Origin of the sequence: Photobacterium sp. GB-210 (assembly GCF_003026075.1) — a bacterium.
Classification (GTDB): Bacteria; Pseudomonadota; Gammaproteobacteria; order Enterobacterales; family Vibrionaceae; genus Photobacterium.
Genome location: NZ_PYNU01000032.1, coordinates 1 through 21,062, shown reverse-complemented (window position 1 = coordinate 21,062; position 21,062 = coordinate 1). Strand labels below are relative to the sequence as shown.

Below are 21,062 nucleotides of genomic sequence, written 5' to 3'. Positions count from 1 at the left end.
CTTATCTATTCATCAACTCTTTCATATCAGTTCACATTAGCATGATATGAAAGGTAAACAACGATATAAGCTATCGCTATACTCGGAAATCAGATAGGGACGCCAATGACCGATACTCGCTATTCTCTCGATGACATTCGTCAAAATGTCAGTCGTATTGATAACGCTTTACTTGAACTACTGGCAGAGCGAAGAGCGCTTAGTTTAGAGGTGGCTAAAAGTAAAATTAGCACCGCAAAACCTGTACGCGATCAAACACGTGAACACGAATTACTTTTAAAACTGATAGAAAGTGGCAAGCGTCATCAATTAGATGCTCAATATGTTACGCAGATCTTCCATACCATAATTGAAGACTCCGTATTATTTCAACAGGCTTACCTACAAAAACTCGCCAACCCAGATAGTGCGAATCCAACTGCTCGTGTCGCTTTTCTTGGTGCTAAAGGCTCATACTCTTACTTAGCTAGCCGAAATTATTTTAGCCGTAAACAAACCGATCTAGTTGAGCTGAGTTGTTCTACTTTTCGCGATATTTTCAATACTGTAGAAACAGGTAATGCTGATTATGGTGTCTTACCAATTGAAAATACCAGCTCAGGCTCAATCAATGAAGTGTATGATTTACTACAACACACAAGTCTTTCTATTGTGGGCGAGATAACCCAACCTATCGAACATTGCCTACTTACAGCTGTCGATACGAAACTTGAACATATTGATACCTTGTATTCTCATCCACAGCCTCACCAACAATGTAGCGAGTTCCTTCATAGTATGGGGAGCATAAAACAAGAATATTGTTCAAGTACCGCTGAAGCGATGGAGCAAGTTGCCGAGCTAAAACAACCGAATGTTGCAGCTATTGGTAATGCATCTAGCGGCGAATTGTATGGTTTAACCTCCATTAAATCAGATATTGCCAATCAGCAAGAAAACTTCACCCGCTTTATTGTCGTAGCACGTAAACCTGTTGATGTGACATCCTTGATCCCAGCAAAAACCACTTTAATTATGTCGACAGCACAAAAAGCAGGTTCATTGGTTGAATGTTTACTGGTGCTGAGAAATCTTAATATCAATATGAGTAAGCTGGAATCACGCCCTGTTATTGGCAACCCATGGGAAGAAATGTTCTATGTGGATGTTGAGGTCAATCTTAAATCAGACGTGATGCAACAAGCGCTAGAAGAACTCACCCGCCTAACTCGCTTTATTAAAGTATTAGGCTGTTATCCAAGTGAAAATGTCGCGCCAACAGAAGTTGAGCTCCTCGACTAAAAAAAGTACGAATAACAAAAAACCCGTTATGACATTCTCTTTCGAGTAATAATGACATAACGGGCTCTTTTATTTTGAACTATCAGAAAATTAACTACGATTTACGGTGAGTTGAATCGTTCGCCTGCCTAAGCAGTCCCTGGCTCTCTGCTAAAAAATGTTCAGCGTAATCGCCAAACCATCCTGATACCTGACCAAAGGCTTGTTTAAACGCATCTTTGTCTTGGGCATCTAGCATTTCAATCGCTTCACCAAAGCGCTGATGGAAACGTTTGATCATCGCAATATTCTGTGGTGCCGACATAATAATGTCACCGTACAATTGCGCATCTTGAGCAAATAGACGCCCAACCATCGCGAGTTCTAAGCGATAGATTGGTGAGCTTAACGACATTAACTGCTCTAGCTTAGGATCTTCTTCTGCAAGATGAACACCGTAAACAAACGACGTAAAGTGACGTAATGCTTGGATCAAAGTCATCCCCTGATCGTGCTCAATCGCACTAATACGATTTAGCGTTGCGCCCCAAATTTGAAACTGCTCCAACAGCCATTGGTAGCTTTCTGGATTTCGCCCATCACAGTACACAATCACCTGCTTTGCCAGACTTGGAATATCAGGACCAAACATTGGGTGTAACCCAACTACAGGGCCTTTATGCACTTCTAACATCGCTTGTAATGGACCACTTTTAATCGATGTTAAGTCAGCAAGTAAACAGTCTTTAGGTAAATTATCGAGTTTCGCAATCACCATCTCTGTTAAATGGATGGGAACAGAAACAACGACCATACCTGCATCATGCAATATTTCATCGGCACGATCCCAATCTTGGCTACCTAATGTTTTAACTTGGTAACCCGACAGTTCAAACAGACGACAAAACAATTTACCTAACTGTCCATGGCCACCAACAATAACAATTGGTCGCAATTGTGGATTTAAACATTTAAAACCAGAATCGTTTTCACTCGAATAAGATTCACGCATCGTTCGACGAAGTACATCTTCGATAAGATCCGCAGGGACCCCTTGACGTTCCGCCTCTTCGCGACGAGATGCCAACATTGCCGCTTCACGATCTGGGGCATAGATCGGTAAGCCATGCTGACTTTTAACGACGCCGACCTGCTCAACTAACGCGAGTCGTTGAGCCAATAACTCAACCATTTGACGATCTACATCATCAATTTGATCTCTTAATTTGCTTAACTCAGCAACCATGATTTCTTTTTATCCGTAATTATTTAATTCGATCTTGTAAGAACGGCACCAATTCCTTATGTGCCTGACGCAATAATTTCTCGGTGGTGTCCCAACTAATACATGCATCAGTTATCGATACGCCGTACTTCATTTCATCTCGAGGAAGATCGGCACTCTGGTTCCCTTCATCAAGATGGCTTTCGATCATCAACCCTATAATAGACTGATTTCCTTCTCGGATCTGATGAATTACATCTTCAGCTACCAAAGGTTGGCGACGATAATCTTTACGAGAATTAGCATGGCTACAGTCTACCATTAAGGCTGGTGAAAGACCTGATCCGACCATCTCGTTTTCACACTCTCTAACTGACACTGAATCGTAATTAGTTTGCTTACCACCACGTAAAATAACATGACCGTCAGGGTTACCTTCCGTATTTAGCAGTGCAACTTGTCCATCAGGGTTAATTCCCATAAATTTATGACCTGACGCTGCCGCTTGCATCGCATTAATCGCTGTTGCCAGGCTACCATCAGTACCATTTTTAAAGCCTACTGGCATTGATAGCCCACTTGCCATTTCACGGTGGGTTTGTGATTCCGTCGTACGTGCACCAATGGCTGCCCAACTAAATAAATCACCTAAATATTGCGGACTAATCGGATCAAGTGCTTCGGTCGCTAAAGGAATGCCCTCTTCAACTAAGTCAATTAATAGCTGACGGCCAATATGCAAACCTTCTTCAACAGCAAATGAACCATTAATGTACGGGTCGTTAATTAAGCCTTTCCATCCAACTGTAGTGCGTGGTTTTTCAAAATAGACTCGCATCACAATATAGAGTTGATCGCTAAGCTCTTCTGCCAACTGCTTTAACTTCTGCCCATAAGCTTTTGCTTGCTCAACATCATGAATCGAACAAGGTCCACACACGACCAATAAACGATGATCGCGCTTATGAATAATATCGGCGATGGTTTGACGTGATTGCTCCACAAAAGACAACGCTTGTTTAGAGGCAGATAAGTCTTGTTTCAACTTTGCTGGCGTAATGAGAACAGATTCATCTTCGATATGAACGTTATTGAGTTGGTCTTTTTGCATAGTGGCATCCTTGTCATTGATTCGTTAGCGCGAAACACAATCCCTGTTTCGTTATCACTATATCCATTAGTAACATTGTGCCAACAAACATAACAAGTCTTGATGACCTATTGCAATAGTGGTGTAAATAAAAAACACCACCTGTAAATAAATATTTACAGGTGGTGTTTTGTATAAGAAAAACACTTTTATCGCTAGCTTAAACGTTATTTAAAATAATAATAGTTGCTTTAAATGAGCGTATTTACTTAAAAGCGTGGCTCCATTGTCCCATAGCGTTCAAACCCTTGCTGCCATTTAGCTTTAAAAAGTGGGACCTCACGACGATATTCACAAATTCCCCAATTCACTTTTCCTTGCTCACCTAGCTGCAATACATGTTCAATAGAGCAGTAATTATCACGACCTTTATTATAACCTTGCAGATACTCTTGATGATTAGGTGTTTCCATCGCGTCATATTTATCTGAGATTTTATCAAGTTGTGTAGTTGTTAGCGCAATTCGACCACCAGCACCGTCATAGAAACCGAGCTGTTCAAAGTTTCCTTTGCTGATTAAAGAGGACTGTGTGACACAGCCAGATAGAAGCACAACAGAAGAGAGAGTCAAAAGAGGAAGTACTTTCATAACTTTTCCTTGGTTATCAAATCGAGGAGTTTTGAGAAGCAAAAAAACGTAGTGTTATTCAGCCTCTAACTCGCTATGAATTTTATACAATATGTTCTCAATCTAACCTAGCATAATAGTGCAAACATTGTACTTAATTAGAGTCTGTTCAGTAAATATACAGCGCTTTTCATCTGTTTAAATACTCATTCACCCTAAAGCTACCCAATTGATAATTTACAGATATAAAAAAGCCCACCTTTCGGTGGGCTTTTCGATTAAACGTCAAGCGTTTAAAGCTATTACTTAGATAGCTTCTCACGGATACGTGCTGATTTACCAGAACGCTCACGTAGGTAGTACAACTTGGCACGACGTACTGCACCACGACGTTTAACAGTAATGCTGTCAACTACTGGAGAGTGAGTTTGGAACGCACGCTCAACACCTTCACCGTTCGAAATTTTACGAACAGTAAATGCAGAATGTAGACCACGGTTACGGATTGCGATTACAACGCCTTCAAAAGCCTGTAGACGCTCACGGTCACCTTCTTTTACCTTAACTTGAACAACAACAGTGTCACCTGGTGCGAAAGTCGGTAGGTCTGTTTTTAGTTGCTCTTGCTCAAGAGCTTTAATGATGTTACTCATTTGGTATATACCCTAGAATAAACTGATACTAAATTAATTAAATGCTTGCTTTATGTTCACGGATAAATTCCGCTAGCAAGAATTCCTGATCGTCAGTCAGAGCTAGGTTTTCCAGGAGCTCTGGTCTTCTTAGCCATGTACGGCCTAGCGATTGTTTTAATCGCCAGCGACTAATCTCTTTATGATTGCCAGACATTAATACCGAAGGTACTTCCTGCCCGTCCAACAATTCTGGTCTTGTGTAATGAGGACAATCTAGCAAGCCATTTGCAAAAGAATCTTCTTCTGCTGACGCAAAGTCTCCCAGTACGCCCGGAACAAACCGAACAACTGCATCCACCAACGTCATAGCAGGTAGTTCACCACCCGTTAACACAAAATCGCCGATAGACCATTCTTCGTCTACCTCTTGTTGGATAATGCGCTCATCAACCCCTTCATAGCGACCACAAATAAGAATCAGATTCTCATTTTGCGCTAACTCCTCAACACCAGCCTGATCCAGCTTACGGCCCTGAGGGGAAAGGTAGATTACTTTAGCCTTACCTTTTGCAGACTGTTTGGCAGTGTGAATGGCATCGCGCAAAGGCTGTACCATCATCAACATACCCGGTCCACCACCGTATGGTCGATCATCTACCGTACGATGTTTGTCGAGCGTAAAATCACGAGGATTCCACGTATCAACAGTCAAAAGGCCTTTTTTTACCGCCTGGCCTGTTACCCCAAAATTGGTAATGGAAGAGAACATTTCAGGAAAAAGGCTGATTACACCAACCCACATGTTACTCACCTTATTACCGGAGGTTAAAACTCAGGATCCCAGTCAACTTCGATCCGCTGAGCAGTGCGATCAATCAACTTGATGACCTGCTCATCGAGGAACGGAATTAATCGTTCCTTCTGCCCGAAAGCATCTTTTAAATTCGCCTTAACAACTAACACGTCGTTTGAACCTGTTTCCAGGATGTCTGTCACCTTACCTAGGTCGTAACCTTCGGTAGTGAATACAGACATACCAAACAACTCACGCCAGTAGAATTCTTCATCTGACAATGCTGGTAATTGCTCAGCCAATACAGCGACTTCAGCGTTAGTGAAAACTTGGGCATCCTCGCGGATATCCATACCTTCTAGCTTAGCCACCAGACCTTGGCCATGGCGTTTCCATGATTCAACATGGATCTCTTTCCACTCACCTTTAACTTTAATAAGCCAAGGGGTGTAAGAGAAAATGCTTTCAGATTGTTCGGTGTAGGAAAAAACTTTGAGCCAACCCTTGATACCGTAGGTGGCACCCAGTTTACCGACAATAATGTGGTCTTGGTTTTTATTGCTCATCGTTTCTCTTCTACCTTAATAATCAAATTAAGCTGCTTTCGCTGCATCTTTGATTAGTTTTGCTGCGCGGTCAGTCACAGAAGCGCCTTGACCTACCCAGTGGTTTACGCGATCTAGGTCTAAACGTAGACGCTCTTCTTGACCCTTAGCTAGTGGGTTGAAGAAACCGATTTGCTCGATGTTACGACCGTCACGTGAACAACGTGAGTCAGCAACAACGATTTGATAGAATGGACGCTTCTTAGCGCCGTGACGTGCCAAACGAATGGTTACCATATCGTCCTCTTTGCATTACTGTAAATTAAATTGGCCCCGCTTAAAAAACGGGGCCCGTGCCAAAATAAAGCCTCGGAATTTTACTCTTTAGAACGACGAATGCAACTGCTTTAGTTACTTTTTCGCCAGTAAAATAACCAATCGACTTTAAAATCTTTTAAAATTATGGAATTAGCGTCCAGGGAACATTCCGCCACCAGGCATCATACCCTTCATTTGGCGCATCATATTCTTCATTCCACCCTTTTGCATTTTCTTCATCATCTTCTGCATTTGGGTAAATTGCTTCAATAAACGGTTCACATCTTGCACTTGTGTACCTGAACCTGCAGCAATACGCTTTTTACGTGAACCTTTGATAAGTTCAGGATGCGCACGCTCGCCTTTGGTCATTGAATTAATGATAGCTTCCATTTGAACGAACACTTTATCGTCCACTTTATCTTTCACATCAGACGGTAGTTGTGACATACCCGGAAGCTTATCAAGCATTCCCATCATACCGCCCATGTTTTTCATTTGTTGAAGCTGGCTACGGAAGTCTTCTAAATCGAAGCCTTTTTTGTCTTTGAATTTCTTCGCCAGTTTTTCCGCTTCTTGCTTATCAACGTTACGTTCTAAATCTTCGATTAAAGAAAGAACGTCACCCATACCTAAGATACGAGAAGCAACACGGTTTGGATGGAACGGCTCTAGTGCGTCAGTTTTTTCACCAACACCTAAAAATTTAATTGGCTTACCAGTAATATGACGTACTGATAACGCAGCACCACCACGGGCATCACCATCCACCTTGGTTAAGATCACACCCGTTAGTGGCAATGCATCATTAAAGGCTTTAGCTGTGTTTGCCGCATCTTGACCTGTCATGGCATCAACCACGAACAATGTCTCAACAGGATTTAATGTTTTATGGACGTCTTTAATTTCATCCATCATCTCTTCATCAACGTGAAGACGACCCGCTGTATCGACAATCACCACATCGTAGAATTTAAGCTTACCGTGCTCAAGCGCCGCTTTTGCGATCTCGACAGGTTTCTGCTCTACGTTTGATGGAAAGAAATCAATACCAACATCACCCGCTAGCGTCTCAAGCTGCTTGATTGCCGCTGGACGGTATACGTCGGCAGAAACAACCAATACTTTTTTACTATCACGCTCTTTTAATAGCTTACCTAATTTACCGACGCTGGTTGTTTTACCTGCACCTTGTAAACCTGCCATTAAAATAACTGCTGGCGGTTGGCAACTTAAATCCAAGCCTTCGTTTTCTTCACCCATCACCGCTTCAAGTTCAGCTTGAACGATTTTGATGAATTCTTGACCTGGCGTTAAACTTTTTGATACTTCAGTACCAACAGCGCGCTCTTTTACACGCTTAACGAATTCACGAACAACGGGCAGCGCAACATCAGCCTCGAGTAATGCCATGCGCACTTCACGCAAAGTATCCTTGATGTTGTCATCCGTAAGGCGACCACGGCCGCTGACATTTTTAAGCGTTCGCGATAAACGCTCGGTTAAATTTTCGAACATGTGGTGCTACTCGCTCGTTACGCAACTCAATTAAAATTGCAAAATCACTAAAATTGGTACAAGTATACCGTAAAAAAACCTTCGTTTTCATGTAATCCTCTGTCACTTTTAGGTATTACGTTGGCGGTGAAGGTTTGAGCAAGGTATAATTGCATCTCTAAAACCTTATAAAATAGCCATTAGTTACTACGGAGCTATCTCATTTATTATGGATATGTTACTTGCTATTCCAGCAGTTGGCTTTTATCTCATTGCACTGTTGCTGGTTATTCCAGGACTTGCTAACAATAACGGCATAAAAGTTACCCCTGTTTTTGCCGCAGCCTGTATGGCAATTATTTTTCATATCCTACTGCTTAAAGATCTTATCTTTGCAGGTGCAGGACAAAACCTCAGTATTCTTAACGTTGCTTCGTTAATCAGCGTAATTATTGCCTGCTTGACTACAGTAGCAATGTTAAAAATGCGGATTTGGTTTTTATTGCCCGTCATATACAGTTTTGCTGCTATTAATTTAGCGGCTTCAGCTTTATTGCCCGGTGCTTTTATTACCCATTTAGAAGCACATCCGCAAGTATTACTGCATATTTCTCTTGCTTTGTTCTCATATTCAACCCTTACAATTGCGAGCCTATATGCTATTCAATTAGCATGGCTTGATCATAAGCTTAAACATAAAAAGAGCTTAGCAATGAACCCTAATATTCCTCCATTAATGATGGTTGAACGCCAACTTTTCAAGATCATTATTGTTGGATATGCGTTATTAACCGTAACCTTGCTCACAGGCTATCTATTTATTAACGATATCATAGCTCAAGGTAAAACCCATAAAGCGATACTATCATTATTAGCTTGGGGTGTTTACAGTGTCTTACTATGGGGACATTACCAAAAAGGTTGGCGTGGACGCAGGGTAATTTGGTTCAGTCTCGTTGGTGCATTTCTACTCACCCTAGCTTACTTTGGGAGCCGATTCGTGAAAGAAATCATCATTGGCATGTAATTACTATTACCCATCATATCTTATATAGAATATTTCTATAATTACAATACTTATAATTTTGCCCTCTATACGAGGGTTTTAGCTTGCATAAAACATTAAGGGTTACGACTTTTGGACGAGATCTCCACAGGTGTACTATTCTCTCTACTTATTTTAATGATCGTTCTATCAGCTTATTTCTCCAGCTCAGAAACAGGCATGATGGCACTAAATCGCTACAAACTACGCCACATGGCCAACCAAGGCCATAAAGGAGCTAAACGTGTCGAGAAACTACTGTCTCGTACAGATCGCTTAATTGGCCTAATTCTGATCGGTAATAATTTAGTTAATATTTTAGCATCAGCGATTGCGACTATTCTTGGTATGCGCCTTTATGGCGATGCTGGTGTGGCGATTGCAACAGGTGCACTGACTATTTTAATCCTTGTCTTTGCAGAAGTAACTCCTAAGACGGTAGCTGCGCTCTATCCTGAACGTGTCTCTTATGCCAGCAGCATCATCTTAAACATTTTAATGAAAGTGCTTTACCCATTAGTGTGGTTTGTTAATGGGATCACCAGTGCGTTTCTTTTCATTTTAGGATTAAAGAGCAGTAATAACAGCTCATCTAAATTGAGCTCAGAAGAATTGCGTACCGTTGTTAACGAAGCCGGCGGCTTAATCCCTCGTCGTCACCAAGATATGCTGTTATCGATTCTTGATTTAGAAAATGTCACAGTGGAAGACTTAATGGTACCGCGCAGTGAGATCGCAGCCATTAACGTTAATGATGATTGGAAATCAATAGTCCGCCAACTAAGCCATTCAGCGCATGGTCGTATCGTACTTTACCGTGACAATATTGATGAAGTGGTTGGTATGTTACGTGTACGTGAAGCCTACCGCCTGATGATGGACAAAAACGATTTCAGTAAAGAAAACCTATTACGTGCAGCTGATGAAGTCTATTTCATTCCAGAAGGTACCCCACTGAACACCCAGCTTTTGAAATTCCAACGAAATAAAGAGCGTATTGGTTTGATCGTCGATGAGTACGGTGATATCCAAGGCTTAATCACGGTAGAAGATATTCTTGAAGAAATCGTAGGAGAATTTACAACGTCTATCACACCAACATTAGCAGAAGAGATCACTGCGCAAAGTGACGGTAGTTTGATGATTGAAGGCAGTGCCAACATTCGCGATTTGAATAAGAGCCTAAATTGGAAACTGCCAACTGATGGCCCTAGAACCTTAAATGGTTTGATCTTAGAACACTTAGAATACATTCCAGAAAATCAGGTCAGTATAATTATTGCTGATCATAAAATGGAAATAGTGGAAGTATCCGACAATATGATCAAGTTGATCAAGGTATTACCCGACAATCCGTAATAATACATAAAAAAGCCGACATGATGTCGGCTTTTTATTCTCAGTTGTTTACCCATAGACTTATTTTACTATTAGCTCTTGTAGCATCGTTTCTGGGAGTGCCAACTCATTATTTAAGTTAACAGAGATCCCTTGCGCTAAGATCGTTTGAGCAATTTGCTTCGCTTCATCTAATGAGTGCATGTCATAGGTTCCACACTGGTATTCATTCAGCTCTGGAATTTGATTTTGTGATTCCACTTTCAACACATCTTCCATTGCCGCTTGCCAGCTTGCAGCAACTACTTCTTCAGTCGGTGTGCCGATTAAGCTCATGTAGAAACCAGTGCGACATCCCATCGGCGAGATATCGATGATTTCGACATTATTTGAATTAAGGTGCGCACGCATAAAACCAGCATAAAGATGCTCAAGAGTATGAATTCCACGCTCACTTAAAATATCAACGTTTGGACGACAAAAACGTAAATCAAACACCGTAATGGTATCGCCTTTTGGTGTTTGCATGGTCTTTGCAACACGTACTGCTGGCGCATTCATTTTAGTATGATCAACAGTAAAACTATCGAGTAATGGCATTATTTGCTTCTCCTTGCACGTCAATCCTGACTTATTCAATTATTGGTACTTTTTCTGTATTCGCAACTTGTTACAGTCTAAAACCACCAGCTTCTATTACTTTCTAATTCTTTACGGCACTGCTTTAACTGCCAACCATAGTTCTTTGATTGCTGCTCTACTTTACGCGCAACCTTGGTTAGCCATGGCTTTTTCCAATATGTTCCACGCTTAAACCCACCTCGACCTTCGTGATAAGCCAAGTACTGACGATAAGCATCCCATTTAGAAATCCCTAACTGACGTTGTGTTTCATGGGTATACCAACCAACAAATTGTAATGAATCGCCAAAATCAGTACGTGAGCCGCCATGACCTGTGTGCTTTTGAAAATCCTCCCATGCAGGGTCTTGCGCTTGTGCGTAACCATAAGCACTGCTTACACGTCCCCATGGAATAAAGCCGAGTACATAGTTTTTCGGTGGCTCAGCATCATGGCGGAAGCTACTTTCTTGTTTAATGATCGCCATCGCCACATTGATAGGCGTCCCCCACTCTTTTTGCATATCAACGGCATCATCATACCAACTCGGATATTGTCGAAAAATATTACAAATATTTGATTGGTCTCGTGGTGGCGCAGAAGCACACCCTGAAACAATGAGGGTTATTCCAAACAACAAAAATAAACGAAGAGATCGCTGCATATATCACTCACATTCCATTAAAGACGTTTACCAAGTAATACATTATATAGGGATAGAGGTTAACAGTAGCTAAAGAAGAGGTTTCATCATCCATGTAAAATGTATCTATCAATAAAAACTAAAAATAATAAGCTGGAACCATCCGGCTCCCAGCTTTTATTTGTTTGAAAGAAGACACTCTTTTGTTGTAACTCTTTACATGCCAACATGAATATCGGCAAAGTAATTATCGAGATAATCATCAAATGATACGGTGTCATCATGTTCGATCTGTTGCTGTTTTTCTACCGAATGATGTGCTTCTTGTTCAAATGTATTGGCATCATAAAAACGGAATTTTTGTGCTTTTAAGCTTTCTGCATGTTGCGCTGCTAACTTATAGCCAAGATTACCAATACCTTGATCCGCTTTAATTTGCTCAAGCAATTGCGCTGATAGTGTACGTTCAGGATGATGGATCCAACCTAATAAACGCTCGCATGTTTGTTGGTAAAGAGTATTACCGTTTAGCTCATCAATAGTTTTCGCGACTTGCTCCAATTCAGCAAAGACACGCGCCCCCCAATCTTGCAAGCTTAAACGCTCACCAGCACAGCCGATCTTAAGCATCAATTCTGGGTTACGACCGTCAACCACAACACGGTTCCAGTTATCACGCCAACAAGCAAGCTCCCTATCATCCATATCAGCAGATGGTGTTAATACCGTCCACGTTAGGAATAAATCAAGGAAACGTACCTGATCTTCACTGATACCAATCGGGCTAAATGGGTTTACATCTAACGAACGAACTTCGATATACTCAACACCACCACGCTTTAGTGCTTCTGACGGCTTTTCACCACTTTTCGTTACTCGTTTAGCGCGAATTGGCGCATAAAGCTCATTTTCAATTTGTAGTACATTGCTGTTTAGCTGACGACGTTCACCATTAACAACCACACCAATGTCAGCAAACTCTTTTGACGGAGTATGAATCGCTTTATTTAAGCCTTCTAGGTACTGTTCAAGGCTATTAAAACCAATTTTCAGCGAGCTTTGCGCATTATTGGTGTAGCCTAAATCACTTAAACGTAATGCTGTTGCATTCTCTAAGTAATAGGTACCTGTACCCACTTTGCTAAATGATTCCTTCACTTTGTCGTCTTTAATAAAAGAGCCACAAAGTGCAGGAGACGCCCCAAATAAATAAGGAATTAACCAACCGAAACGATAGTAATTACGGATCAAACCAAAGTATGCATCCGACACCGATGCTTGACGTTGCTCTAGTGTTTGCTCACCCAATAAACCATCCCAAAAACTATCTGAAAATGAGAAGTTAAAGTGAACACCGGAGATGATCTGCATTACGCTACCATAGCGATGCTTTAAACCTTCGCGGTAAAGCGTTTTCATTCGTCCGGTATTCGATGAACCGTATTGCGCTAAGGTAATGTCATCTTGTGAGCCAACAAAGCATGGCATCGACATTGGCCATAAACGCTCACCATCCATTTTACTTAAGGCAAATTTATGGATATCTTCAAGTTGCCATAACAACTGATCAACGTCGGTTGATACTGGTGTAATAAATTCCAACAATGATTCGGCAAAATCAGTTGTGATCCACTTATTGGTTAGCGCAGAGCCTAATGCCACGGGATGAGGTTGTTGGGATAAATGCCTGTCAGCAGTAATTCGAAGTGACTCTCGTTCAAGTCCACGCCCAAACTGGGTTAATGCATCAGCATGAGTAGAAAGCTGCTGTAACCTCTGTGAAAAATCCATCAAGGCTATTCTCGTTTTAATCTAATTTAAGGAAAACAGAGTAATCATTATTGCATCTGATTACCATCATTTATATCAGCAAAACTTGCGAAAGACTTTTACTAAGCAGTAACAACTAGCACTCGGTACTAGCTGTTACTGAGTACCTGTTACTTCGTTAATGTAAGCAAATGAACAGGTAAGTCTAACGCTTTCAATTGTGGCTCCAATGTCTTCGCATCACCCACCACAATAATTTGATAATCTTTCGGGTTAAACCATTTCTGCGCTAATTTATCCATTGTCGTTTTAGTAATAGTATCGACAATATGGTTTCGCTGAGCGACAAAATCCTTTGGTAAATCATAAGCTAAGATATTACCTAACAATGATGCTTTTTGACTTGGCGTCTCATAACTAAGAGCATCTTTCTGACCCACAGCTAAGCGCATAAAGTTAACCTCTTTATCGGTTAATCCTGATGTGCTCATTTTCTTTAGTTCGGCGAGAAACTCTTTTATAGAGGCAACCGTCGCATCGGCTCTAACTTGAGCATAATAAACTCCCACACCCACTTCTTTTCCGCCACTGAAATAGCCTCCCGCGCCATAGGTAAAGCCTTTATCTTCACGTAGATTCATGTTGATACGGCTATTAAAGTTACCCGCTAAATTAAAGTTAGCCAATTGGGTTTTAAATAGCTCACCAGTGGCATCAAATGGCATCCCTTGACGTACTAAACGGATCACCGTTTGTGGAGCATCAGGCTTATTCACTAACCAAATTGCTTGCTGCTTTAATACAGGTAGAACTTGTGGTGCAATACTTGGCGCAGGTTCTCCTTGCCATTGTCCGATAGGCGCTAACGCTTGTACTAGTTTCGCTTGTGTTATATCGCCCACCACTACCGCATCAGCACTGTTAGGAGTGTAATAACGATGATAGAAGTCTTTTACATCTTGCAGGGTAATATGGCTCAACGTTTGCTTGGTACCATCCGTTGGACGCCCAAACACAGTACCTTTAAATAAGACTTCTCGTGTTGCTTGCCCCGCTAACCAATCCGCACTTTGATGCTCATAAACAATACCTTCAATCATCTGCTTTTTAAGACGCTTAAAATCACTTTCTTTAAAGGCGGGATGGAAAAGACGTTGCTCTAATAACGCCATCGTTTCAGGTAAGTTCTTCGTTAGCGTACTGAGTGAAATCGTGGTGCCATATAATCCAGCATGTACTGAAATATTACTGCCAAGAGTATCTAACTTAGATGCCATTTGCTCTGCGGTATATTTCTCAGAGCCTTCATTCATCATCGCAGCCGTCAGCTCAGCTAAACCTTCTTTACTTGCAGGATCTAAACGACGCCCTGCAGGTACGGTTAACTGTAAGCTGATCGTTGGAGTTTCTTGGGACTGGGTACCAACCACTTTGATCCCATTCGCAAGGCTAAACTCATACAGTGTGGGCATGACGACTTTCACTGGTTTTGAAGCCTTTGGCATCACTGAACGATCAAAATTATCTTTAACCGTACGGTAAGCTAAATCTTGATCATTGATCTTGGTATTTTTAGGTAACACACGTGGCGCAGGCGCATAATTGGGTTTCGCTGCCTGCAGTTGTAATTCACCATGTGGAACAACACTGAGCGTAACACTCGGGTGTTGATAAATATACTGGTTATACGCACGCATTACGCTTTGCGTATTTACTTTATCAATATTCGCTAGTTCCGTTGCAATGTAGTTAGGATTACCAAAGAAAGTCTGATAAGCCGCAAGTTGCGACACTTTACCACTGACACTTTGTAAGCCATAAATCGCACTCGCTTCAACCGAGCCTTTAATTTCATCCAGTTGGGCTTTCTTGATCCCTTGTAGCTCAATGCCGTTAACGACAGACATCACTTCTTTACGTAATGTGTCTAGGTGACCTTTATCACCACTTGGTGCCATCGCATACACATACATGCTACAAGCAAGCTCTGCACAATTTTGAAATGCGCCTGCATCAACAGCTTTACCTGTTTTCACCAGCTTTTGATAGAGTAAGCTATTCGTGCCACTTCCAATCACTTGGCCTAACATATCCAATGATGGTTGTTCTGCTGCACCTAAATACGCTGTCGGCCAGGCCATCATTAACATGGGCTGCTTAATATTATCTTGCAGTGTAATGTAACGATCAGACGGCAATGTCACAGGCTGCTTCGGTGCATCCTTTACTTCAGGACCTCGTGGAATAGAGCCAAAGTATTTATTCACCCATTCCAATGTCTGCGCTTTATTAATATCACCACCAATGGTTAACGTCGCATTGTTTGGCCCGTACCAACGCAGGAAGAAAGCTTTAAGATCGTTAACATCAACACGATCTAAATCTTCTACATAGCCAATGGTTTGCCATGAATATGGATGGCTACGAGGGTATAATGCTTCCGCCATTTTTTCATAAATCAAACCATACGGACGGTTTTCAAAGTTTTGTGCACGCTCATTTTTCACTGTATCACGCTGAATTTCAAACTTACGCTGAGATACCGCATCAAGTAAAAAGCCCATACGGTCAGACTCAAGCCACAAGGCTTTCTCTAATTGATTGGCTGGGACTGTTTCAAAATAATTCGTGCGATCACGGTTAGTACTGCCATTTAAATTACCGCCCGCTTCTGTGATCAATTTGAAATGCTGTTGATCACCAACATGCTTAGAGCCTTGAAACATCATGTGCTCAAAAAAGTGCGCAAAACCTGATTTACCTTGTTGCTCTCGCGCAGAGCCCACATGGTAAGTCACATCCACATTCACTAACGGATCAGAGTGATCCGGCGATAAAATAACAGTCAACCCATTCGCCAAACGGTATTTGCTATAAGGGATCACAGCTTTCCCTTGTACCGCTTTAACTTGCTCAATAAACGTTACCCCTTTTGGTAACACTTGGGTAGTCTGCTGTTCAGTAAATTGAGTACAACCTGTCAATGACACGACGGCTGCACTCAGGATCCATTTTTTCACGCTCGAATTCCTTAAAACGATAATGCTGGGAAAAGTCCCAATACGATTGCGGCTAATGCGATATAACGTAATGTTTTACCAATTAAAATGACTACTGCACACCACCAAAATCGCATCCGTAGCCAACCTGCCGCTAAACATAAGGGATCACCAATAATTGGCATCCAACTAAGTAACAAACTCCAGTAGCCGTATTTTTTTAGCCACAATAACGCTTTATGACTCTGTTTTTGCTCTGAAGTTTTATCTGGTAGTAAAAGTCCTAACCAATAATTAGTTAATCCACCTAAGGTATTACCTATCGCAACGACCGCTACTATTTGCCATATTGGGTTATCCCCTAATTTGACAGCAGCGATAAGATTCGCTTCAGATCCGCCTGGTAACAATGTGGCACTAAGAAATCCGGTCGCAAATAGAACCCATAAGCCCGTATCCCCGGTAAATAAATCAGTCATGTCTGTCACCTTTTTATTAGGAAGGCAAAGTGTGCCATTGGAAGCGATAACTGAACATATTTTTATATTGTCATTAAATAAAAAAGGCAGCGAAACGCTGCCTTTTTAACTAGGTAGTGAAAGAAATACCTTAACTTCCACCCACCAATGCTAACAAGATGCCTGCAGCTACAGCAGAGCCCAATACACCAGCTACGTTTGGTCCCATTGCATGCATTAATAAGAAGTTTTGAGGGTTTGACTCTAAACCCACCTTATTCACCACACGTGCCGCCATTGGAACGGCAGATACACCTGCTGCACCAATTAATGGGTTAATTGGCTCTTTACTAAAACGGTTAAGCGCTTTTGCCATTAATACACCACCACCAGTACCAACACTAAATGCAACCGCGCCCAGTACCAAAATACCTAATGTTTCGATTTGTAGGAATGTTGCAGCTTCAAGCTTCGAACCAACACCTAAACCTAGCATAATTGTCACGATGTTGATCAACTCGTTTTGTACTGTATTTGATAAGCGATCCACAACACCAGATTCACGCATTAAGTTACCTAAACAGAACATACCGACTAATGGGGTTGCTGATGGTAAGAACAAAATCGTCATCAACAGTACAGCTAATGGGAACAATACTTTTTCCATCTTCGTCACGTGACGAAGCTGCTGCATCTGAATTTGACGCTCTTCAGGTGTCGTCAGTGCTTTCATAATTGGTGGCTGAATAATTGGTACTAAAGCCATGTAACTGTAAGCTGCCACCGCAATCGCACCAAGTAAATCAGGAGACAATCGGCTTGCTAAGAAAATAGCCGTTGGGCCATCAGCACCACCAATAATCGCAATTGACGAAGCATCTGCTAGCGAAAATTCCATTCCCGGTACAACGTTAAGTAAAATAGCGCCAAATAAGGTAAAGAAAATACCAAACTGCGCCGCTGCTCCTAATAACAAGGTTTTAGGGTTTGCAATCAGCGCGCCAAAGTCTGTCATTGCACCTACACCCATAAAGATTAATAGCGGGAAAATACCCGTTTCAATCCCTACGTAATAGATGTAATAAAGCAAACCGCCAGGATCAGTAAACCCAGCATTCGGGATATTGGCAAGAATGGCACCAAAGCCCATAGGCAGTAATAATAATGGCTCAAAGCCTTTACGAATGGCCAAGAACAACAAACCACAACCAACCACGATCATCACGATCTGACCGAATTCAAAGTTTGCAATCCCAGTTTCGGACCAGAGTTTTAATAAACCTTCCATGGTTACCTCTTATGACAAACTAATGATCGGCGAACCGACAGTGACGGAATCACCTTCTTTAACATGTAGCTGATCAACCACACCACTACGTGCGGCACGTACTTCGGTTTCCATCTTCATCGCTTCTAAGATCACAAGAACATCACCTTCTGTTACTTGATGACCTGGCTGAACATTGATCTTAAAGATATTCCCTGCTAATGGCGCACCAACAGCTTCAGCGGTTGCACTTGGAGCTGGTGCGGCAGCAACAGGAGCTGCTGGTTGCTGTGCCACTTCCACAGAAGACAATTCACCGCCTTCAGCAACATCAACGTTATAAACCTGACCATTAACACGTACGCTATAGCTTTCAACCTCAGATGCCGTTTTCGTTTCAGCGGCAGTGGTTACTACTTCTTCACCTGTTGGTGCAGGTTCAAAGGCATCAGGATTATTACGATTTTTAAGGAAGTTAAGTCCAACTTGCGGGAACAATGCATACGTTAATACATCATCAACTTGTTGATCGGCTAACGCAATACCCTCAGCTTTAGCTTTTGCGACAAGATCATCAGTTAAGATAGCTAACTCATCATCAATTAAATCAGCTGGACGACAAGTAATAGGCTCAGCACCCTCAAGTACTTTCGCTTGAAGATCACTATTTACAGCCGCTGGTGCTGCGCCATATTCACCTTTTAGAATACCCGCCGTTTCTTTACTGATGCTCTTATAGCGCTCACCAGTCAGTACATTCAATACAGCCTGAGTACCGACAATTTGTGATGTTGGGGTGACCAGTGGAATAAAGCCAAGATCTTCACGTACACGTGGGATCTCTTCTAACACTTCATCAAAACGATCAGCAGCACCTTGCTCTTTTAGCTGACTTTCCATGTTAGTTAGCATGCCGCCAGGAACTTGTGCTAATAAAATTCGAGCATCAACACCGCGTAAACTACCTTCAAATTTCGCGTACTTCTTACGAACATCTCGGAAATAGCTAGCAATAGGTGCGAACTTTTCTAAATCAAGGTTGGTATCACGTCCTGTACCTTGGAGCATAGCTACCACTGTTTCAGTTGGTGTATGACCGTAAGTTTGGCTCATTGATGAAATCGATGTATCAAGAATATCGAGTCCCGCTTCTACGGCTTTCACTGCTGTCGCTGTAGATAAACCGGTTGTAGCATGGCTGTGTAAAGCTAGCGGAATATCACATGATGCTTTGATACGCTTAATTAACTCTTCCGCTTCATAAGGCTTCAATAAACCTGACATATCTTTGATACATAGCGAGTGACAACCGAGATCTTCTAAACGCTTAGCAAGATCGGTCCATGTATCTAAAGTATGAACCGGACTTGTTGTGTAAGAAATAGTACCTTGCGCATGAGCACCAACATCAATCGTCGACTTTACGGCTTTTTCAAAATTACGCACATCATTCATGGCATCAAAAATACGGAAAACATCCATACCATTCGCGTGTGCGCGCTCAACAAACTTCTCTACAACATCATCACCATAATGGCGATAGCCAAGTAAATTTTGTCCACGAAGTAACATCTGCATCGGTGTTTTTGGCATCACTTGCTTTAATGCGCGCAGACGCTCCCAAGGATCTTCACCAAGATAGCGAATGCACGAATCAAATGTTGCACCACCCCATGTTTCTAACGACCAATAACCAACATCATCAAGTTGCGCGGCAATAGGAAGCATATCTTCTAAACGAAGACGGGTAGCAAATAAAGATTGGTGTGCATCACGCAATACAACATCGGTGATAGCTAGAGGCTTGGACATGTTCAAAACTCCTTGTAAGAATAAGTGTCCTTAAATCAAAACTGTGTGCTGTGAAATTAGCTAGTGCTTTTAGCTTGACGATATTGATGAACAGCAGCAGAAATAGCTGCAATGACATCAGGCTTAATACCGTTTTGATTTTGGGTCACTGCCGGCTTGGCAGCTTTAGGCGCTTCAATTTGGTCAGCTGGCGCAAATTTTGCCAACAAATGAACCAAAAAAATAAGGATTGACAGAAAGACAAATACAACGACCATTCCTGTCGCCATAATTACCGCTGCTTGCCACAGCGCATCTCCCAGATCAGTCATCATAAATTCCTTCTAGTTGTGACCGTAGTGTTAACGATTATCACGACAATTGAAAACAAGTCAAATTGATTCACAAAAATTGGTTGTTTTTGCAACATCAGTCTGATTTTTACTCAAATTAAAGCATATTTATCAGCCTTAATTGCAAGATTTCATTACATGCAGACACAATATGAATACAAATACATAAAGATTGCATATATAGAATCAACATACTGAAATGTAATAAAAAAAAGGAATTTTAAAAATATCTAGAAAGGATAGCATTCAGCTAAAAAAGAGAAGTTATCGTATCAAATAAGCAGTTAGATACCCTTATTGATACTAAGCAAATAAAATCATTATTATTACTTATTAACAATAATATTATAAAGGCTTAGTAATACTTAGAAATCAGAAAACAACAGATACAAAAAAGCCCAGCAAAAGCTGGGCTTTAAATGATGGTGCGCGCGGGAGGATTCGAACCTCCGACCGCCTGGTTCGTAGCCAGGTACTCTATCCAGCTGAGCTACGCGCGCACTAAATCGGTGTAACAGCAACAAGCGTTAGGCTTATCACTTTTAAATAATGGTGCGCGCGGGAGGATTCGAACCTCCGACCGCCTGGTTCGTAGCCAGGTACTCTATCCAGCTGAGCTACGCGCGCACTAAATCGGTGTAACAGCAACAAGCGTTAAGGCTTATCACTTTTAAAAATGGTGCGCGCGGGAGGATTCGAACCTCCGACCGCCTGGTTCGTAGCCAGGTACTCTATCCAGCTGAGCTACGCGCGCACTAAATCGGTGTAACAGCAACAAGCGTTA

General features: G+C 41.8%; 19 protein-coding genes and 3 tRNA genes. 3 read left to right on the top strand and 19 right to left on the bottom strand.

The window, feature by feature from the left end; all coding sequences use genetic code 11:
- Nucleotides 1-105 precede the first annotated feature (105 nt).
- Entirely contained in the window at nt 106-1,281 is a 1,176-nt protein-coding gene (gene pheA / locus C9J38_RS20750) for a prephenate dehydratase (RefSeq protein ID WP_107208711.1), read from the top strand.
- Between the two features lie 94 nt (nt 1,282-1,375).
- Here the strand turns inward: pheA and tyrA are convergent, their stop codons facing one another.
- The 8 genes from tyrA to ffh form a co-directional block, all read right to left on the bottom strand.
- A complete protein-coding gene (gene tyrA, locus C9J38_RS20745; RefSeq protein ID WP_107208710.1) occupies nt 1,376-2,506 on the bottom strand; it encodes a bifunctional chorismate mutase/prephenate dehydrogenase in 1,131 nt (376 codons plus the stop codon).
- A gap of 19 nt (nt 2,507-2,525) precedes the next feature.
- Complete coding sequence (locus tag C9J38_RS20740; protein WP_107208709.1) at nt 2,526-3,596, bottom strand: 3-deoxy-7-phosphoheptulonate synthase; 1,071 nt, start codon at nt 3,594-3,596, stop codon at nt 2,526-2,528.
- 248 nt (nt 3,597-3,844) lie between these two features.
- Complete coding sequence (locus C9J38_RS20735) at nt 3,845-4,225, bottom strand: DUF2799 domain-containing protein (RefSeq protein ID WP_107208708.1); 381 nt, start codon at nt 4,223-4,225, stop codon at nt 3,845-3,847.
- Between the two features lie 281 nt (nt 4,226-4,506).
- Nucleotides 4,507-4,857 carry a 50S ribosomal protein L19 gene (gene rplS, locus C9J38_RS20730; RefSeq protein ID WP_005371532.1) on the bottom strand — a complete coding sequence of 117 codons (351 nt, stop codon included), beginning with the start codon at nt 4,855-4,857 and terminating at the stop codon, nt 4,507-4,509.
- Nucleotides 4,858-4,894: 37 nt separating this feature from the next.
- The gene (gene trmD, locus C9J38_RS20725; RefSeq protein WP_107208707.1) at nt 4,895-5,641 is read right to left on the bottom strand and encodes a tRNA (guanosine(37)-N1)-methyltransferase TrmD; all 747 of its coding nucleotides are present in this window, start codon (nt 5,639-5,641) and stop codon (nt 4,895-4,897) included.
- A gap of 23 nt (nt 5,642-5,664) precedes the next feature.
- Nucleotides 5,665-6,198 (bottom strand): ribosome maturation factor RimM, encoded by a 534-nt coding sequence (gene rimM, locus C9J38_RS20720; RefSeq protein WP_005371530.1) that lies wholly within the window; start codon nt 6,196-6,198, stop codon nt 5,665-5,667.
- A 27-nt stretch (nt 6,199-6,225) separates the two neighbouring features.
- On the bottom strand, nt 6,226-6,474 hold the full coding sequence (gene rpsP / locus C9J38_RS20715) for a 30S ribosomal protein S16 (protein ID WP_005371529.1): 249 nt from the start codon (nt 6,472-6,474) through the stop codon (nt 6,226-6,228).
- Nucleotides 6,475-6,645: 171 nt separating this feature from the next.
- Nucleotides 6,646-8,013, bottom strand: coding sequence for a signal recognition particle protein (gene ffh, locus C9J38_RS20710; protein WP_005371527.1), 1,368 nt, complete (start codon nt 8,011-8,013; stop codon nt 6,646-6,648).
- Between the two features lie 208 nt (nt 8,014-8,221).
- Between ffh and C9J38_RS20705 the strand changes: the two genes are divergently transcribed.
- A complete protein-coding gene (locus C9J38_RS20705; protein ID WP_107208706.1) occupies nt 8,222-9,019 on the top strand; it encodes an inner membrane protein YpjD in 798 nt (265 codons plus the stop codon).
- A gap of 111 nt (nt 9,020-9,130) precedes the next feature.
- Complete coding sequence (locus tag C9J38_RS20700) at nt 9,131-10,396, top strand: HlyC/CorC family transporter (protein WP_107208705.1); 1,266 nt, start codon at nt 9,131-9,133, stop codon at nt 10,394-10,396.
- Between the two features lie 60 nt (nt 10,397-10,456).
- On the opposite strand, the gene luxS is transcribed toward C9J38_RS20700, so the two are convergent.
- The 11 genes from luxS to C9J38_RS20645 all read right to left on the bottom strand — a co-directional run bounded on the left by luxS (nt 10,457) and on the right by C9J38_RS20645 (nt 21,032).
- Entirely contained in the window at nt 10,457-10,975 is a 519-nt protein-coding gene (gene luxS, locus C9J38_RS20695) for an S-ribosylhomocysteine lyase (RefSeq protein ID WP_107208704.1), read from the bottom strand.
- A 77-nt stretch (nt 10,976-11,052) separates the two neighbouring features.
- Nucleotides 11,053-11,661 (bottom strand): hypothetical protein, encoded by a 609-nt coding sequence (locus C9J38_RS20690; RefSeq protein WP_045084408.1) that lies wholly within the window; start codon nt 11,659-11,661, stop codon nt 11,053-11,055.
- A 195-nt stretch (nt 11,662-11,856) separates the two neighbouring features.
- Nucleotides 11,857-13,431, bottom strand: coding sequence for a glutamate--cysteine ligase (gene gshA / locus C9J38_RS20685; RefSeq protein ID WP_107208703.1), 1,575 nt, complete (start codon nt 13,429-13,431; stop codon nt 11,857-11,859).
- A gap of 149 nt (nt 13,432-13,580) precedes the next feature.
- Nucleotides 13,581-16,430 (bottom strand): pitrilysin family protein, encoded by a 2,850-nt coding sequence (locus C9J38_RS20680; protein WP_107208702.1) that lies wholly within the window; start codon nt 16,428-16,430, stop codon nt 13,581-13,583.
- Nucleotides 16,431-16,441: 11 nt separating this feature from the next.
- A complete protein-coding gene (locus C9J38_RS20675) occupies nt 16,442-16,888 on the bottom strand; it encodes a YqaA family protein (protein WP_045153637.1) in 447 nt (148 codons plus the stop codon).
- A gap of 130 nt (nt 16,889-17,018) precedes the next feature.
- On the bottom strand, nt 17,019-18,155 hold the full coding sequence (locus C9J38_RS20670; RefSeq protein ID WP_107208701.1) for a sodium ion-translocating decarboxylase subunit beta: 1,137 nt from the start codon (nt 18,153-18,155) through the stop codon (nt 17,019-17,021).
- A 9-nt stretch (nt 18,156-18,164) separates the two neighbouring features.
- Entirely contained in the window at nt 18,165-19,946 is a 1,782-nt protein-coding gene (oadA, locus tag C9J38_RS20665) for a sodium-extruding oxaloacetate decarboxylase subunit alpha (protein ID WP_107208700.1), read from the bottom strand.
- Nucleotides 19,947-20,002: 56 nt separating this feature from the next.
- Nucleotides 20,003-20,257 (bottom strand): oxaloacetate decarboxylase subunit gamma, encoded by a 255-nt coding sequence (locus C9J38_RS20660; protein WP_107208699.1) that lies wholly within the window; start codon nt 20,255-20,257, stop codon nt 20,003-20,005.
- Between the two features lie 444 nt (nt 20,258-20,701).
- Nucleotides 20,702-20,778 (bottom strand) — tRNA-Arg (locus C9J38_RS20655).
- A gap of 50 nt (nt 20,779-20,828) precedes the next feature.
- Nucleotides 20,829-20,905 (bottom strand) — tRNA-Arg (locus C9J38_RS20650).
- 50 nt (nt 20,906-20,955) lie between these two features.
- Nucleotides 20,956-21,032, bottom strand: a tRNA-Arg gene (locus C9J38_RS20645).
- Nucleotides 21,033-21,062 lie beyond the last annotated feature (30 nt).

Excerpts from the sequence above, each read along its gene's own strand:
- gshA (WP_107208703.1), bottom strand. The coding sequence starts at position 13,431 with ATGGATTTTTCACAGAGGTTACAGCAGCTTTCTACTCATGCTGATGCA.
- rpsP (WP_005371529.1), bottom strand. The coding sequence starts at position 6,474 with ATGGTAACCATTCGTTTGGCACGTCACGGCGCTAAGAAGCGTCCATTC.
- tyrA (WP_107208710.1), bottom strand. The coding sequence starts at position 2,506 with ATGGTTGCTGAGTTAAGCAAATTAAGAGATCAAATTGATGATGTAGAT.
- C9J38_RS20740 (WP_107208709.1), bottom strand. The coding sequence starts at position 3,596 with ATGCAAAAAGACCAACTCAATAACGTTCATATCGAAGATGAATCTGTT.
- C9J38_RS20735 (WP_107208708.1), bottom strand. The coding sequence starts at position 4,225 with ATGAAAGTACTTCCTCTTTTGACTCTCTCTTCTGTTGTGCTTCTATCT.
- trmD (WP_107208707.1), bottom strand. The coding sequence starts at position 5,641 with ATGTGGGTTGGTGTAATCAGCCTTTTTCCTGAAATGTTCTCTTCCATT.
- rplS (WP_005371532.1), bottom strand. The coding sequence starts at position 4,857 with ATGAGTAACATCATTAAAGCTCTTGAGCAAGAGCAACTAAAAACAGAC.
- C9J38_RS20690 (WP_045084408.1), bottom strand. The coding sequence starts at position 11,661 with ATGCAGCGATCTCTTCGTTTATTTTTGTTGTTTGGAATAACCCTCATT.
- luxS (WP_107208704.1), bottom strand. The coding sequence starts at position 10,975 with ATGCCATTACTCGATAGTTTTACTGTTGATCATACTAAAATGAATGCG.
- C9J38_RS20660 (WP_107208699.1), bottom strand. The coding sequence starts at position 20,257 with ATGACTGATCTGGGAGATGCGCTGTGGCAAGCAGCGGTAATTATGGCG.
- rimM (WP_005371530.1), bottom strand. The coding sequence starts at position 6,198 with ATGAGCAATAAAAACCAAGACCACATTATTGTCGGTAAACTGGGTGCC.
- oadA (WP_107208700.1), bottom strand. The coding sequence starts at position 19,946 with ATGTCCAAGCCTCTAGCTATCACCGATGTTGTATTGCGTGATGCACAC.
- C9J38_RS20670 (WP_107208701.1), bottom strand. The coding sequence starts at position 18,155 with ATGGAAGGTTTATTAAAACTCTGGTCCGAAACTGGGATTGCAAACTTT.
- pheA (WP_107208711.1), top strand. The coding sequence starts at position 106 with ATGACCGATACTCGCTATTCTCTCGATGACATTCGTCAAAATGTCAGT.
- C9J38_RS20675 (WP_045153637.1), bottom strand. The coding sequence starts at position 16,888 with ATGACTGATTTATTTACCGGGGATACGGGCTTATGGGTTCTATTTGCG.
- ffh (WP_005371527.1), bottom strand. The coding sequence starts at position 8,013 with ATGTTCGAAAATTTAACCGAGCGTTTATCGCGAACGCTTAAAAATGTC.
- C9J38_RS20705 (WP_107208706.1), top strand. The coding sequence starts at position 8,222 with ATGGATATGTTACTTGCTATTCCAGCAGTTGGCTTTTATCTCATTGCA.